The 16,025-nt window shown below is 71.2% G+C and carries 10 protein-coding genes and 1 tRNA gene; 5 read left to right on the top strand and 6 right to left on the bottom strand.

All coding sequences use genetic code 11. From position 1 onward, the window contains the following. Nucleotides 1-60: 60 nt before the first annotated feature. The gene (gene cobA, locus D473_RS0109545; RefSeq protein WP_017608852.1) at nt 61-1,308 is read right to left on the bottom strand and encodes a uroporphyrinogen-III C-methyltransferase; all 1,248 of its coding nucleotides are present in this window, start codon (nt 1,306-1,308) and stop codon (nt 61-63) included. Nucleotides 1,309-1,558: 250 nt separating this feature from the next. Beyond that, nucleotides 1,559-4,852 carry a nicotinate-nucleotide--dimethylbenzimidazole phosphoribosyltransferase gene (gene cobT / locus D473_RS0109540; protein ID WP_017608851.1) on the bottom strand — a complete coding sequence of 1,098 codons (3,294 nt, stop codon included), beginning with the start codon at nt 4,850-4,852 and terminating at the stop codon, nt 1,559-1,561. A 265-nt stretch (nt 4,853-5,117) separates the two neighbouring features. Here cobT and D473_RS0109535 point away from each other — a divergent pair, with 265 nt between their 5' ends. After that, on the top strand, nt 5,118-5,699 hold the full coding sequence (locus D473_RS0109535) for a GNAT family N-acetyltransferase (protein ID WP_026126788.1): 582 nt from the start codon (nt 5,118-5,120) through the stop codon (nt 5,697-5,699). On the opposite strand, the gene D473_RS24535 is transcribed toward D473_RS0109535, so the two are convergent. After that, complete coding sequence (locus D473_RS24535) at nt 5,666-5,989, bottom strand: DUF6504 family protein (protein WP_017608849.1); 324 nt, start codon at nt 5,987-5,989, stop codon at nt 5,666-5,668. The two genes, D473_RS0109535 and D473_RS24535, sit on opposite strands and share 34 nt — an antisense overlap. 265 nt (nt 5,990-6,254) lie before the next feature. On the opposite strand from D473_RS24535, the gene D473_RS0109525 reads away from it, so the two are divergent. Both D473_RS0109525 and D473_RS0109520 read left to right on the top strand, forming a co-directional pair. After that, complete coding sequence (locus D473_RS0109525) at nt 6,255-7,235, top strand: hypothetical protein (RefSeq protein WP_017608848.1); 981 nt, start codon at nt 6,255-6,257, stop codon at nt 7,233-7,235. A gap of 107 nt (nt 7,236-7,342) precedes the next feature. After that, nucleotides 7,343-9,535 carry a serine/threonine-protein kinase gene (locus tag D473_RS0109520; protein WP_033353048.1) on the top strand — a complete coding sequence of 731 codons (2,193 nt, stop codon included), beginning with the start codon at nt 7,343-7,345 and terminating at the stop codon, nt 9,533-9,535. Between the two features lie 76 nt (nt 9,536-9,611). Here the strand turns inward: D473_RS0109520 and D473_RS0109515 are convergent, their stop codons facing one another. The 3 genes from D473_RS0109515 to D473_RS0109505 all read right to left on the bottom strand — a co-directional run bounded on the left by D473_RS0109515 (nt 9,612) and on the right by D473_RS0109505 (nt 14,365). After that, nucleotides 9,612-10,703, bottom strand: a complete 1,092-nt coding sequence (locus D473_RS0109515) for an SPFH domain-containing protein (protein ID WP_017608846.1) — start codon at nt 10,701-10,703, stop codon at nt 9,612-9,614. Between the two features lie 42 nt (nt 10,704-10,745). Continuing rightward, entirely contained in the window at nt 10,746-11,237 is a 492-nt protein-coding gene (locus tag D473_RS0109510; protein ID WP_017608845.1) for an NfeD family protein, read from the bottom strand. 182 nt (nt 11,238-11,419) lie between these two features. Further along, entirely contained in the window at nt 11,420-14,365 is a 2,946-nt protein-coding gene (locus tag D473_RS0109505; RefSeq protein WP_017608844.1) for a penicillin acylase family protein, read from the bottom strand. A 313-nt stretch (nt 14,366-14,678) separates the two neighbouring features. On the opposite strand from D473_RS0109505, the gene D473_RS0109500 reads away from it, so the two are divergent. Beyond that, on the top strand, nt 14,679-15,152 hold the full coding sequence (locus D473_RS0109500) for a hypothetical protein (protein WP_017608843.1): 474 nt from the start codon (nt 14,679-14,681) through the stop codon (nt 15,150-15,152). Nucleotides 15,153-15,807: 655 nt separating this feature from the next. Beyond that, a tRNA-Arg gene (locus D473_RS0109495) sits at nt 15,808-15,880 on the top strand. Nucleotides 15,881-16,025 lie beyond the last annotated feature (145 nt).

The raw sequence follows: 16,025 nt of genomic DNA, 5'->3' as shown, positions 1-16,025 counted from the left end.
CTCCTCATCGGTACTGATCTGTCCCCACCGGCTCGGACGGCGAACGCCGCCGGAGGGGGCTCACTGAAGATCGCGCCCGGTCGCCAGTCGACGGGTCTCGAGCTGGTTTCCCGTGTGCAGTATGTCAAGTTCCCGCGCGGTTTTGACCACTTCCCCGATGATCACCACCGCCGGGGGCCGCATGTCGGCCGATCGGGCCTCCTCGGCAATGGTCGTCAGGGTACCCGTCACGATGCGTTGTCCAGGCAGCGTCGCTTCTTGCACGACCGCCACGGAGGTTTCGGCGTCACGGCCGTGCACGACCATGGCCTCGGCGACCTGTTCCAGGCTCGCCACACCCATGAGTACGACGACAGTATCCCCCGAGGTGGCAAGCGCGGCCCAGTCGATGGTCGAACGCGGATCGTCGGGCGCCACATGGGCCGAGACCACGTGCGCGCCCTGGGAGACACCGCGGTGGGTCGCGGGGACACCGGCGGCGGCCGGTGCGGCGAGTGCGCTGCTCACACCGGGCACGGCCATGACCGGTACACCCGCTTCGGCGCAGGCGGCGGCCTCCTCACCACCGCGGCCGAACAGGAAGGGGTCCCCGCCCTTGAGCCGGACGACGAACCTGCCGGCCCGGGCACGATCGATGAGGACCTCGTTGATGGCCTCCTGCGCCATCGACCGGCCGTAGGGGATCTTGGCGGCGTCGACGATCTCCACGTCGGCCGGGAGGCGGTCGAGCAGGGAGGTGGGGGCGAGGCGGTCCACGACCACGACGTCGGCCTGGGAGAGCAACTGCTGTCCCCGGACCGTGATCAGGCCGGGATCGCCGGGGCCGCCCCCGACCAGGGCCACGCCCGAGAGCCGTTCCCGGCCGCGGCGGGCGTCGAGGGTTCCGTCGGCGAGTTGTCCGGTGACGGCGTCGCGGAGCCCGGCCGCACGGCGGGGGTCCCCGGAGGCGACCACACCCACAGTGACGTCGCCGACCGTGCCGCCGGCCGGGGTCCAGGCCGCGGAGGCGTGCCGGTCGTCGGCGCGCACGCACCACAGGCGGGCGTTCTCGGACTCCTNGGGGGCGGGGCCCAGCCAGTAGGCGGGCGCGTCCGGCCCCGCGGCGTCACCCGCTCGGTAACCGCGGGCCTCCCACGTCAGGTGTCCTGCGGAGGCGAGGTCCTCCAGGGCAGTGGACACGGACGGAGAGATCAGATGCACTCGCGCGCCCGCGTCGAGCAGGACGGGGATCCGACGCTGGGCGACCTCTCCCCCTCCGACAACGAGCACGTCACGTCCGGCCATGCGCAGACCCAGGAGGTAGGTCATGGGCGTTCCCCTTCGGTCGTCCGGCGGACCCCGGCGACGTCGGCGGGATGTGGTGAGGCATCGTCCTCACACCGCCGGCATTGGTACGGCGTTTCCTACACAGCAGCTTGCCAGAGTGCTGTTGAACGGGGGTGAATCGGGGTGGTCTCGGCAATGTGACCCACCCCGCCCTGCGCCGGACAATTGTATCCGGGGCGGGACGGGGCGGTCGTGGTGCGCAGCCCCGGCGCGTGGGACGGCGCGCGGACGGTCAACCCGCCGAAGTGATCCCGGCGTCCTCGAAGGTCGCCACCGACCCCAGGGCACGCGCCGAGGCCTGGAGCAGCGGTAGGGCGAGCAGGGCCCCCGAGCCCTCTCCCACCCGCAGCTCCAGGTCGACCAGCGGAGGCAGGCCCAGGTGTTCCAGGGCCGTCGCGTGGCCCGGTTCGGAGGAACGGTGCCCGGCGAAACAGGCGGCGGCCGACTCCGGGGAGATCGCGGCTGCGGCGAGGGCGGAGGAACCCGCGATGACCCCGTCGAGGAGGACGGGAACGCGCATCGCCGCGCCGCCGAGCACGAACCCGGCGAGAGCGGCATGCTCCAACCCGCCCAGGGCCGCGAGGGTGCCGACCGGGTCGGAGGGCTCCACCGGGTTGGCGGCCAGCATGCGCCGCACGACGTCGACCTTGTTCTCGTGGACCTTCTCGTCCGCACCGGCGCCCTTACCCGTGGCTTCCTCGGGCGCGGCCCCCGTGTAGGCGCAGATCAGGGCGGCGGACGGGGTCGTGTTGGCGATCCCCATGTCGCCGGTGACCAGGCACCGGTGGCCCGAGGCGACCAGATCGCGGGCGACCTCGATCCCCGTCTCCAGGGCCTGCAGGGCCTGCGGACGGGTCATCGCCGGCCCCTGGGTGGCGTCCGCAGTGCCGCGTGCGACCTTGCGGGGCAGCAGACCCGAGGCCGAAGGCAGGTCCGCGGCCACGCCCACGTCGACGACGGTGACGTCGGCACCGACCTGTTCGGCGAACGCGTTGACGACCGCGCCGCCGGCCAGGAAGGTGCCCACCATCTGTGCGGTGACCTCCTGAGGCCACGGCGTGACCCCCTGGGCGTGCACCCCGTGGTCGCCCGCGAAGATCGCGACGGCCGCAGGTTCGGGGATCGGGGGCGGGCACTCGCCGGAGAGGCCGGCCAGGCGCACGGAGACCTCTTCCAGGACACCGAGTGCACCCGGGGGTTTGCTCATCCTGCGCTGGCGGTCTCTGGCTTCCTCCACGGCACGGGCGCTGAGCCCTCCGATGGCGGCGATGGTCTCCTCCAGCAAACTCGTCGGCTCCTGTCCGGGCAGGCCGCGGCGGCCGTAGCGGTCGTGGTGGACCGCCCAGGACAGGGGCCGTTCCCTCACCCGGCCCGCGAGGCCGGGTTCGGGTTCGGTGGGAAATTCGTCGACGTGGCCCACACACAGGTAGGCGACGACGTCGAGGTGAGGGGGTAGGTCGAGGGCGCGGGCCACCTCACGTTCGTCGGGGAACGGGATCCAGCCGACGCCGAGGCCTTCCGCGCGTGCGGCGAGCCAGAGGTTCTCCACTGCCGGCGCGGCCGCGTGAGAGGCGCTCCTCGGGCTGGTGCGGCCCCCGGGTGTGGGTCGGGGTCCGCGCGTGGGGTCGACGGTGACGGCGATGTTGAGGGGGGCTTCGAGGATCGCCTCGGCACCGAGCCCGGAGAACGCCTGCGCGCGGGTTCCCGAGCGGGATCGCGCGTGCTCCTCGCGTTCGTCGCGGGCGAGGTCGTGGACACGGGTGCGCAGCGCGCGGTCGTCGACGACGAGGAAGTCCCACGGTTTGGTGTCGTCGACGCCGGGGGCCTGGTGTGCGGCTTCCAGGATGCGGACGAGGAGGTCGTCGGCGACGCGCTCGGGGCGGAAGCCGCTGTGGACGTCGCGGCGTTCGCGGATGGCTCGGTAGAGGGCCTCGCGCTCGGCGTCGGCGTAGGCCTGGCCCTGCGAAGCGGCGCCATGCTCGGGGGCATCGGCCGTCGGTGTCCGGACCGTGTGGTCCACGGGCGCGACGGGCGCCGGAGGCACGTTCTCCTGGGCAGCTTCGACCGGCGTCTCGGCTGGGGCGGGGGGCCTGGCCCCTTCCTGCGTGGGTTCACCGTTGTCCGGGACCTGCGTGTCCCCGGACACGTGTCCGCCGGCCTCCGGGACCTGCGTGTCCCCGGGAGGTTCCCCCACGTGGTCGGGACGCATCCCGGATCCTGCCGTCTCGTGCTCGCCGGACACGCGCGCCCGGCCGGGGTGGACGGGCACGGGGACGGCCTCGCCGAGAACACCGGCGACACCGACAACCTCGGACACACCACGCGCATCCTCCGGAGGCGTGGGGTCCCCCGCACCGTCAGGTGCGCCGTTCACGTCGGGGGCACCCTCGGAAGGGCCGTGGACCTCTGTGTGGCCGGGCCCCTCGACCGCGTCGACCGCGTGGGGACCGGGGGCCGAAGCCGCATCCGAAGGGACCTCGGAGCCCGTGTTCCCGTGGGCAGCCGGTATGCCGGACGCACGGACGCCGTAGGGTTCCGTGTTGCCGTCCGTGCCAGAGGCGTGTCCCCCGGCGACGGCGGGCACAGCATGCCCGCCGGTTCCACCCGCACCACCGGTCGCGGTGGTGGTGAACGCACTTGGGGCCTCGGAGACGTCCGGTACGTCGTACGCCGACCGGGGCTCGACCGCAGGGGGTGCGGCTGCATCGGCCCGGGGCGCGCCGGACGGATCCGGTGTGGTGTGCATGCCCGGGGCCTGATCGCCTGCGGGGACGGAAGGCGTTGCTGGTGCCTCCGGCGCAGCCTCTCCGGCCGAGAGCACGTCTCCACCCGCGGCCACCCCGGTATCGGGCTCGCTCTCGCTGCGGTCCGGTCCTCCGGTCACCTCGGGGTCGGTGACACCGCTCGGCGCGGTGTCACCGGCGGGTGGACCGGGGGCATGGTGCGTTCCCGCGCTCTCGCCGTCCTCCTGTCCGCCCTGCACCCCCCGGACCCCTTGCACGCCGAGAACTCCGGGAACTTCGTCACCCGCGACCGTGCTCGGGATGCTGTGACCACCGAGCGCCTCGTCGTCGGCGCGAACACCGGAAGTTCCAGGAGCAGGCCGGGCCTCGTCCACGCTCTCCGCCTCGCGGGCCTCGTACCCGCCGGAGATCGGGGGCACGGGCCCGTCCGGCACGCCCTCCGCCTCGGCGCCATCGGCGCCATCTGCGCGCCAGGTCTGCTGTGTGGGGGCCAGGAGCCCCGTGGGGGAAGCCAGGCCCAAGGGATCGGGGTCGGCGTCCGTACTCACCGGGGATCCCGTGGGCGGGGGCGCGTCGGTGGGGGACGAAGGCTCGGAGCCCTGCCCGGAGGACCCGACGGAGGCCGCCGGGCCCGCGTCCCGGAAGGGGTTGGCCGGCCTCTCTCCCCCTGCGCTGTGACCGCTCTCGGGCAGCCCGTCCAACAACCCGCCGAGGAGCGCCCCGACCTCGCCCTCGCCCTGTGCACCACCCTGATGGGTCTTCTGGCGGTCGTCGTCGGTCATGTTCGCTCCCCGGAGAGGTTTACCGCTGCCCGTCGGTCCCGGCCCGGCACAGGAGCGAGGGGGAAAGGAACCCGCGCCGAGGGCAGCGCCACCCGGCGGGTCCGGGTGCCGAAGTCACCCACAACTGTGCCAGAGACAGCCCGCACCCGTGTCGGGAGGCCGCTGAGTACCGGCCGACGAGAGCGCAGAAAACCGGATGCGCTGCCTTTTCGCCGCTCATAGGGTGAACCCGCCTCTGTCCCCACCAGCACGAAAGGGCCCCATCGTGAGTGAGCCCCAGGAGAAACGCATACTGCCATCGGTCGTGCTCGAGACCGAGCGGCTCCGGCTCCGGGCCTTCCTCGAGGACGACATCGACGACGTCCTGGCCACCTGCAGCGACCCCGATCTGCAGAGATGGCTCCCGCTCCCCGCCCCCGACACCCCGTACACCCGCAAGGACGCCGAGGAGTGGTGCCGCGAGGCGGCCCCGGGCTTTCGCACCCGCGGAGAGGGCCAGCAGTGGGCGGTGACCGAGGCCGGCTCCGGACGCATGGTCGCGTCGATCGGCCTGGTGCGGATCAACTGGGCCGCCATGAACGGCGAGATCGGCTACTGGACCTCCCCGTGGGCGCGCAACCGGGGCTACATGACCGAGGCGACGGTGGCGGTCTCGCGCTGGTCACTGGACCAGGGGTTCCGCCGCATCGAGATCAAGGCGGCGACGGAGAACCTACTCTCGCGCCGGATCCCCGAACGCACGGGCTACACGTTCGAGGGTGTGGAGCGCAGCGCCATGCCCAACCACGGCGGCCGACGGGACGACCTGGCGGTCTACAGCCTGCTGCCGTCCGATCCGCGTCCCTGACGCCGCGCTCCGGCCTGGTCTCGGTCCCACACCCTGGAGAGTGACCACTGCCCGGTGGTGGTGTCCTTGCGGAGTTCGTACACCCCCTGCGCCTGCACGGTCCCGGCCTCCACGCGCCAGTGCCACCGTTCGGGAACACCGCCGCCGGGCGCGGGCACCCGGTCCATGCGCGGGCTCACCCAGTGGTCGATGATGCGGCGCACCCCGTACAGACGGCCGTTCCAAGTGAACCTGGCCGGTCGGCCGTCGTCCTCCACGACCGTGATCCGCGCCCCGTAGTGACCGACCATGTCTCCCCTCGCCTCTCACTCGATGGGCCCTGTCCCGGGGCACGCTCGGTGCACCCGACGGGCCCGGCCGTGGGGAAGAGCGGCCGTTTTTCGAACAGGTGTTCCTACTCTAGCGAAAGCCGGAGTGCCCGGGGAACTGTTTCCGCGGATTCGGCATCCTCCTGTGTGATCCTGGGTGCCCGTGCAGTCTTCCCGCGCGCCCCGCCACCAGTACCGATCCCGCGCGAACCCCGTCGCGCCCGTCCTGCTCCGGGAGGTCGCAGCAGTGACGTCGAACAGCGCCGGTCCCCCGGCATCGGACGGCCACGCCCCCTGGGGCCGGCACCAGCCGCCCGCTCCTGCCGGAGCACCCCGTCCGCCGGTACCGGCCCCCGCTCAGCAGCATGATCCCCACGGACGGCGCCGCCTGTTCTGGTCCCTGGGCGCGGGCGCGACTGTCCTGGCCCTGGTCGGCACCACCGCCCTCGTCGTGTTCTCCCGGGGTGAAGACCCACCCGAGGACCTCACGAGCCTCTACGCCACCGACTTCGCCACCAACCCCGGTTGGAGCACGGGGCTACACGACCGGGACGAGGAGCCCTACGCTTCCGGCTACCTGCCCGGCGAGGGACAGATGATGGCCTACGACCCGTCCGGGAAGTCCGACCCGTGGTCCGGGGCGGTGTTGTCGACCCCGATGCCCGAGGACGGCGACCTGCCTCCGCACCTGATGGTCGAAGCCGACGTGCGGGTCGTGGAAGGCTACGAATACCTGTCCTTCGGCGTGGAATGCACCGACGAGTACTTCCCTCCCGGCAGCGATCCGCTCTCACCCTCGGAGGAGAAGGACCACTTCGTCACCTACCGCTTGTCGGTGCGCGCCGACGGCGAGCAGGCGGTCTTGACCCGGAACACCCCCGGCACCGACGGACGGGAGGAGCTCGCGAGCGGGCCGGTACCCGACTTCGATCCTTACCCGGCGGTGGACGGCGGGGGCCGGGAGGAGGGGACCGACCCGGTGTCGAACAACGTCAAGCTCTCCTGCGAGTCCGAGGCCCCCGACGGCGACAGGCCCGGCCGCACCACCGTGACGGCGTGGGTCAACGACCACCCCGTGGCACAAGCGGTCGACGACGAGGCAGCACCGGCAGGCCACGACGGCCACGAGCTCGTGCGCAAGCAGCGCATCGCCTACGACCGGGGCCAGGGCGAGGTCCCGCTGCGTGTGCTGTTCGAGGACTACCACCTGTACGAGGTCGGTGGCTGAGTGGCCGTGGCCGAGGCCGTCCCCGCCTCCTGCGCGCGGCGCCGCGGCATCCTCGGTACGCTGTGGAGCGCGAATCCGACGAACCATGCGAGGTACCCCCCACCGTGATGTCCAACGGTCAGAACCGCGGCAAGCCCCTGCGTGCGGGGGACCCGCACGAACTCAACGGCTACCGTGTGGCGAGCCGCCTGGGTCGCGGCGGCATGGGCACCGTCTACCTCGCCGAGGACGAATCCGGTCAGCGGGTCGCGCTCAAACTCATCCATCCCGACCTCGCCGACGACGAGGACTTCCGGCGCCGGTTCGCGCGTGAGGTCGAGTCGGCCCGACGGGTGGCACGGTTCTCCACGGCCGGGGTCATCGACGCCCGGTTGGAGGGGGAGCCGCTCTACATCGCCTCCGAGTACGTGCCGGGCCCGAACCTGGACGAAGCGGTGCGGGCCGACGGCTCCATGTCGGGAGGCACCTTGGAGAGCCTGGCCATGGGTGTGGCCGCGGCGTTGACGGCGATCCACGGTTCCGGGGTCGTCCACCGCGACCTCAAGCCCGCGAACGTACTGCTGTCGCCGGTCGGACCCAAGGTCATCGACTTCGGGATCGCCCGCGCGCTGGACGATGCCGACGGCGGGGTCACCCGGTCCAGCCAGCTCATGGGCACCCCCTCGTACATGGCGCCGGAGCTGATCCTGGGTGAGCAGCCCACGGCGGCCGCGGACATCTTCGCGTGGGGGTGCCTGGTGGCCTTCGCCGGGATCGGTTCGGCCCCCTTCGACGCCGCGACGGTACCGGCGGTGCTGCACAACATCTCCACCGCGCCGCCGCGTCTGCAAGGCCTGGACCAGGGTCTGTCGGAGCTGGTGGTCGCTGCCTTGGACAAGGACCCGCTCAACCGTCCGACCTCCCAGCAGCTCCTGGCCCGGCTGACGGGGCAGGAACAGCCGGAGGAGGCCGAGGTCAACCGGACCATCTCGACGTCCTGGGCCCCGCCGAGCAGTGCCCCGGTCCCGGGTGCACCGCCCCAGGAGACGGCGGCGCAGGCTGCCGAGGCGCCCGGCCCACAGAGCGGCCCCCAACAGCCGCCGAGCGGGCCCCAGCAGCCGCTCGCCCCGAGCACCCCGCCGTCCGGTCAGCCGACCACGCCCCGCACGACGCCGCCCACGCAGGCCCACACCGCGCAGCAGGGGTCCGGCCCCTCCGGCCCCCGTTCCCCGGCCGGAGCTCCGGACCGACCGCCGAGCGGACCCCAGCAGCCCCACCCGGGCCAGGTCCCGCCGGGGGCGCAGCCGCAGGGAGGTCCCCCGTACGGGGGACCGCATCCCCAGCAGCACCCGTACGCACGCGCCTCACCTGCACAAGGGCAACAGGCCTTCACCGCGGCCGGTGCACCCGGGGCCCCCAACGGTCCCGGTGATCCCAGCGGCCCGGGCGGCCCGGGCGGGCCGGGGCAGTCGCCGTCCGGTGCGGCCGGCCCCTCCGGCGGCAAGCGCCGCACACGGACGGCCATCGCGGCGGCCGGCGGCGCAGCGCTCCTGGTCGTCGCGCTCATCGCCGTGGTCGCCGTCATCCGGTCTCCGTCGGTGCCCTCCGACACCCTGTCGCTGTACAGCACCGATTTCTCGGCGAACCCGGACTGGACCAGGAACACGTTCGAGGGCGACCCCGACGACGGCGACGGATACTGGGCCGAGGAGCAGGCGATGCTGCTGCACGTGGACCCCTCCACCCAGCTGAGCCGCGGCGAGTACCTGGAACGCGAGGACGAGGCCCTGCCCGACCATGTGTTGGTCTCGGCCACCGCCCACGTGCTCGAAGGCCCCGACGAGGCCACGTTCGGCGTGCGCTGCTGGGGCAACGCCGGCGAGGACGAGTTCACCAAGTACGAGGCCGTCGTCCGCGCCGACGGACAACAGGCCCAGATCCGGCGTTCGGCGGAGGAGAGCGGGGACAACGCCCTCGCGACCGCCTCCGACGTGTCCGGTTTCGAGGGGTTCGAGAACCTCGACCCCGACAGCGACGTGCGCGCCGGGATCGACGGTTACTCCTCCTCCGAGGCGGTGACCAACACCCTCTCCCTGGCCTGCGAGTACGACGCGGAGAACGGCGCCATGGACCTGTCCCTGTGGGTCAACGACAGCTTCGTGGTCTCGGCCGTGGACGAGAACCCGCTGCCCGACGACGCCGAGGACGAGGAGGACCGCCGCCAGGCCGCTGTCATGGCACGTGCGGCGCCCGGCAACGAGTCGGTGGTCGACGTGCTCTTCCAGTCCTTCTCGGTGCACGAGATCACCGACGAACCCTGACCGCCCGGCAAACGCCCTCCCCGGCCCGGGGCACGGCCCCGAGCGCGGGGCTCACACCCCGTGCCCGGGAAGGTGCTCACCCCTCGTCCCCCTCACGGGGCGCCGGGGTGGGTCCGCCCCGCGCGTCACCGGCCCTGCGGACGTCGTCGCGGGCGTCGGCCACGGCCTTCTCCGCTGCCTCGGCGGCGTTCATCGCGGCCTGCGCCGACGTCGACCGGGTCGGGTCGGCCGCGGTGAGGCTCCGCTGACCCGTCTCGGTCTTCTCGGTATGCTCCTTCTCGGTGGAGGGGGTGGTCTGCGCGGCATCGCCCGCGAAGGCGTGGGTGACGTTCTTGACGGCCTCGGTGAACTCGCCGGGGATGACCCAGAACGTGTTGCCCTCGCCCTGCGCCAGCGCCGGCAGGGTCTCCAGGTACTTGTAGGCCAGCATCTTGGCGTCGGCGTCGTTCTCGTGCACGGCCTGGAAGACCCGCTCGACCGCCTGGGCCTCACCGTCGGCGCGCAGGATCGCCGCCTGCTGGTCACCCTGGGCCTCCAGGATCGCCTGCTGCCGTGCGCCCTCGGCCTTGAGGATGCGGGACTGGCGCTCACCCTCGGCGTGCAGGATCGCCGCCCGCTTGTCGCGGTCGGCCCGCATCTGCTTCTCCATCGCCTCCTTGATGGTGGGCGGCGGGTCGATCGCCTTGATCTCCACCCGGTTTATGCGGATGCCCCACTTACCGGTCGTCTCGTCCAGGACCCCGCGCAGGCGGGTGTTGATCTCCTCGCGGGAGGTCAAGGTGCGTTCGAGGTCCATGGAACCGATGACGTTGCGCAGCGTGGTGACGGTGAGCTGGTCGATGGCCTGGGAATAGTTGGCGACCTCGTAGGCGGCCGCCTTCGGCGCGGTGATCTGGTAGTAGAGCACCGTGTCGATGTTCACCACGAGGTTGTCCTCGGTGATGACGGGTTGGGGACGGGAACTGAAGACCTGTTCCCGCAGGTCGAACTTGGTGTTGACCCGGTCCACCCCCGGGACGATGAAGTTGAGCCCGGGGTTCAGCGTGCGGATGTAGCGCCCGAAACGTTCGATGTTGTAAGCCCGCGCCTGTGGCACGATGCGGATCGCCGAGAGCGCCAATGCGACGAAGAGGACCGCAATGATGATGAAGGGAACGGACGGATCCATCGTGTGATCACCTGGCTTCGATTGGCTCTGGTACCGCCGTTTCTAGTACCGGCCTGACTGGTTGTTGCCATCGGTCCCCTCGGGATCGGAACCTCCGGGGAGAGCTTCACGCGGGTAGACCACGGCGGTGGCCCCGTCGATCTCGACGACGTCCACGCGGGCGCCCGCCGGGATGAGCAGGTCCTCGTCGATACAGCGGGCCGACCACTCCTCGCCGGCGAGCTTGACGCGCCCCTGTTCTCCGTCGACGGGCTGCAGGACCACGGCCGAACGTCCCACGAGCGCATCCGCCCCCGAGCGTGTGTCCACGCCCCTGGCGAGCTGCCGGTTGATGAGGGGTCTGACGAAGACCAGACCGGCGACCGTCGCGGCGGCGAACCCGATGATCTGGACAGCGGCGGGCAGGCCGATCGCGCCCAGGAGCGCGGCGACCAGCGCCGCGGTGGCCATGAGCCCGAGAACGAAGGTCAGAGTGAACAACTCGGCCACGCCCAGGCCCGCGGCGAGGATGAGCCAGATCAACCAGGCCGGCATCGTCGTCTCGACCCTCCCGCCTTCTCGTCGGGTACTGGTGTGCCTACCCACGCGAGCGTGGCGAAGCACCCGATCACGGTCTCCGTTGCGTTCCCGAGACCCCTGGTGTGAAAACCCGGCCCGCGGCACGTTCCGATGCCGCGGGCCGGTCCGGAGCTCACCCCGGGATCGTCACCGAACTCCTAGCGTCCGCCGGAGAACTGGTACACGACCTGGTAGGTGGGCCGGTTCTGCCAGTGCACGGGCCACATGTCGATGCCGCCGACGGACTGGTGGATCACCGTGTCCGCGCAGAGCTGGTCGCCGGCGTCGCAGTGTTCGTCACCGGGATAGACGTCCTCGGCCGGGGTCGCGGCGGCCTCGGCCAGGCTCTCCAGCAGGACCGTCCGGCAGGTGTCGACATCACCCTCGCCGCAGTAGGTCTCGGACAAGGACCCGTCGACGTCCTGGCCCAGGACCGTGCGCAGGTCCTTGTCGACGTAGGACCACCAACCGTTCTGGAAGGCCGAACCGCTGTGGCTCCGGGCCTGGGTGGCGCCGTCCGGCTCACCGCCGCCGATCCGGCCCGAGGGGGACTCGTCGATCTGGGAGACCGCGGCGACCTGCGCGTAGAGGTCCTCGCCCAGGCCCGGCTCGAACTGGGCCCGCACCAGGAGCGGCCACCAGGCGTCCAGGACCCTGATCGCGTCGGCGTGCTCGTAGGAACCGGCGTCGCGTTCGGGTTCCTTGCGCAGGGCGCCGTCCTCGGCCCAGGCACGCAGCTCCTCCACGCTCCCGGCCAGTTCGGGGTCGGAGACCTCGGCGGTGTCGATGACCTCCAACAGCAGCGGCAGCACCTCCTGGGCCCGCAGATCGCCCACGCCGGCCTCGATGGTGAGGGCGGTGAGCGAAGCCGGGGTGAAGGCGTGCCCCTCCTCGATCGCCGAGGTCACACGGGCCTCCAACAGGTCGCTGCGGTGCACCGAGCCGTGCGACCAGTCCGAGGTGTAGCCGTCGGCGGGTTTGTTGTTCCAGTTGAGGAGGTGGTCGGGGTTGATCTGCTGCGGGTGGTCCTCCGGAGGGTGGTAGTCGGCGAGGTTGGTGTCGGGGTCCCAGCCCGACCAGCCCGCCTCGGAGGTCGCGTCGATGGGCATGTTCGGGTTGGTGCCCTCCGTGCGCACCGGGTTGGCCCCGGAGTTGACGAACGCGATGTCCTCACTGTCGACGTAGTGCCAGTTGAACGCGTACTCGATGTCGTAGGCCGCGTCGGTGAAGCTCTCCGCCGAGGTGATGTCGCCGGGGTCGTTGAAGCGCTGGAAACCGAGGATGGAGTCGACCTCGCGCATGTAGGTCGAGCGCAGGTTCGTGTACGCCACCGGAGCGCCGTCGACCGTCGCGAAGGATTCCACGAGCCCGTACTCCGAACGCAGGGAGGTCAGGGTGTAGCCGCCCTCGGGGGTCTGGTCCGCGACGGTGGGGGACCACTCGTTGGTGACGCTGAGCTCCTCGAACTCCACGCATGCGCCGGAACTGTCGACGTAGGCGCGTGAACCCGTGGTCGGATCGGAGCCGTCGGTCTCGCACAGGGGCACCGCGTAGGTGTCGGTGACGTCCTGGTTGGCCGAGGTCGCGCTCCAGGCGTAGTCGGCGCCGCGTCCCATCTGGACGTAGAAACTCACGCCGGCGAAGGAGGCCCCGCGGGCGCTGATGCCCGGTCCCTGCAGTTCCTGCAGCATGAGCAGTTGCGGCGCGAAGTAACCGGTCTGCGGCCCCATCACGGCGGCGGGTTCTCCGCTCTCGGTGTGCTCGCCCGAGACCAACAGAGCGTTGGACATACCGCCGGGATCGAGGAACTCCTCGGGCAGGACACCGTCGTCGAACAGGCCCTCGGCAGCGGAGAGGTCCTCCTCCTCGATCATGCGGTCGAGTTCCTCGCGCTGCTCCTCCGTCAGGTCCTCGACCGTGCCCGCGTCGGATCCGGCCGGTTCGTCGTCGGCCTCGGCGAGGGGATCGGGGGTCTCGCCGCTCTCCGCGGACCCGTGTTCGTCGTGGACGATGCCGTACTCCTCGACCGAACCGGCGTCGGGCACGGACTCGCCCACGGGATCGTCGGGGGTCTGGCTGTAGGGGAACTCGCCGTCGACGGTCGCGGGGGCCTCGGGGTCGTTCTCCATGCGCCAGGCGTCGTAGAGCTCCAGGCCCTCCTCGGCGCCGTAGCGGTCCTGGAAACCGGCGCGGGCCAGGGCCGACCGGACCTCGCCTCCTCCGCCGCCTCCGAAGATCCCGCCGACCATGGCGGCGATGCCGACCACGTCGCTGGGGGTGAAGGGCTCGATCTCGCCCTCGTTGGTGATGGCGTCCTTGTGCCCGGTGAGCACGTACTCGCCCGGGAAGTCGCGGTCGCCGTCGGCCTCGTCGATGTAGGCGTTGATGCCCTCGAGATAACCCTCGACGTCCTCCAGTGCCTGCTCGCCCCGCGCACCCTCGGCGGCGATGCGGTCGATCTGGGCCTGTTTGTCCTCCTCGGTGTAGGGAGCACTGCGCCAGAGGTCCTGTTCGAGGCCGCGGTTGCCCTCGGCCCCGCCGGCGAAGGAGGTGAGCTCGCCGCGGCCGACCCTGCGCAGCACGTCCATGAGGAAGAGGCGGTCCTCCGCGGCGGCGTACCCGGCGCCGTACATGGTGCCCTCGCGGGTGTCGCCGTGGATGCGGGGGATGCCGTGGGAGGCATCGCGCGTGATGGTGACGTCCTCACGCGGCTGGTACTCCTCGCCGATGTCGTCCGGGTCGGCCCCGAACCCCGAGTCGAGGAAGAACTCGTCCAGGCCCTCGTCGGTGAGCCCGTCGTAGTTGTGGACGAGGTCGTCGTACATGTCCAGTTGACTGGAGGAGTGCTCGGGCCGGGTCCCGAAGACCTGGTGGCCCAGGATCTCCACGAGGGTGGCGTTGCCGTTCTGTCCGGGCGGCAGGATGTCGTGGCAGCCGGAGGGGGCGCAGAAGTCCTCGGTCTGCTGCGCGGCCGGGAGGGCGGGCTCCTGTGCAGGAGGGGCTGTACCGGCCGATGCGGGAACGGCGCTGACGGTGGCTGCCGCCACGGCCAGAGCCAAGCCCGAGGCGGCCGCGCCCAGGGGTTGTCTGCGGGAGGGGAGCATGTGCTGTTGTCACCACCTGGAGGTGCGGGCGATGGTCAGCGGCATGTTACGCAGCGGCAACCGGGGCCCGAAAGAGTTTCACGTTTTTCCGGGCCGCGTGTCGCACGAGGTTCCCGGGCCGTGGCCTCGAGGGGGTTTAGGCATCGGTCGGGCCGCACGCAGCACACTCGCTCGGACGGTCGCCCCGAAAACCGCCCACGAACCTGACCACATTCGGCCAGATGGATGCTCCATACCAACCGGGACCAGGGCAAAAGCCGTTCCTCTGAGGCGACCCCCTGCAGAACCGCTCCCCCACTGCCACAATCGAGCCATGTACCAGCAACCGGACCCCCACTCTGGTGATCCTCATCAGCAGCCCGACCCGGGCGTCGGCGGCTGGGGCCTGCCCCCGAGCATCGACGGCGGCGGGCTCCAGCCCTACGACCCCGCCGGCGCCGGCCCTCAGCTGCTCACCATCGGCGACATCTCCGTCTCCCAACACACGGTGGTCACGCCGGGCGGCCGTTTCCCTCTCCAGGGCAGCGTCTGGACCGTCACGGACATGAGCCGCACCGATCGCTCCACCCCCGCGTGGGCGATCATCGTCGGCGTTCTGACCTTCTGGTGGACCTGCCTGCTCGGCCTCCTCTTCCTGCTCGTCAAGGAGAGCCGCACCAGCGGCCACATCCAGGTCACGGTGCAGCGGGAGGGCCACTTCCACGCCACCACGATCCCCGCGACCTCACCGGCGGACGCGCACCGTGTCCACCAGCAGGTGAACTACGTGCGTTCCCTCAGCACCTGAACGGCGGCGGTCCCGGCGACCGGCCGGGGCCGGGCCGACACCACGGCCCCGGCCACGGACAGGAAACGGACCGTACCTGTGCCCGGCCATGGGTTCACCACCGGCGCGGCAAGCACACGGTGCCGCACACCAACCCGCGTCCCCGCGTCGCCCAAGGCACGGCAAACCCGGGTTTGCCACTCGACCCAGGCGCCCATACACGTAAGGCATCCTGGCGCCGAGCGCGAAAAGGCCGAGAGCATGCTGTGCACCCTGGTCGCCCTGCTGATGACCGCAGGCCAGTGGTGGATCTTCTGATCCTCCCGGATCACCCGCGCAGGCGGCCACGCCGACTTCGCGAAACGCCGCAGGGGCAGCGCACCGGCACGTGTTAATCACCGGTAACGTGGTGCGCGAGGCCCATAGCGACCGATTTGGCGGAACACACGTGGTAACGAGACGCAACTGCGGATGATGGTTATTGAGAGGCTTTGCCCTCTTGTGGGCGACATCTACGGAATGCCGTAGAATGTCTGCTCGGAAGCCACTGGCATCACGGCACGAACCCCGCCCGTAGGATCGCCGAGCGGCCCCGTCACCCCGGCGCACGGCACCCACCCGAGCCGATGGCGAGGCCCGCTGCGTCCGCCGCCGAAATGGCGACAACTGAACACGAGCACCCGTAGCTCAGTGGATAGAGCACCGGACTTCTAATCCGATGGTCGCAGGTTCGAACCCTGCCGGGTGCGCAACAAAACACCAGGTCAGACGGGGTGCGCGAGGACCTCGGACGAGGTCCTCGCCTCGTTTTCGGGCCCTGTGTGCTCCTCGTGTGCTCCCCAGTGCTGGGCCGCGTACATCCGGGGCTCCACCTCCGGAGCACTTTGCCAGCTC

The organism is Nocardiopsis xinjiangensis YIM 90004 (assembly GCF_000341145.1).
GTDB classification, from domain to species: domain Bacteria; phylum Actinomycetota; class Actinomycetes; order Streptosporangiales; family Streptosporangiaceae; genus Nocardiopsis; species Nocardiopsis xinjiangensis.
The sequence above is the reverse complement of the archived record's forward strand: the minus strand, read 5'-3'. Positions and strand labels throughout refer to the sequence as shown.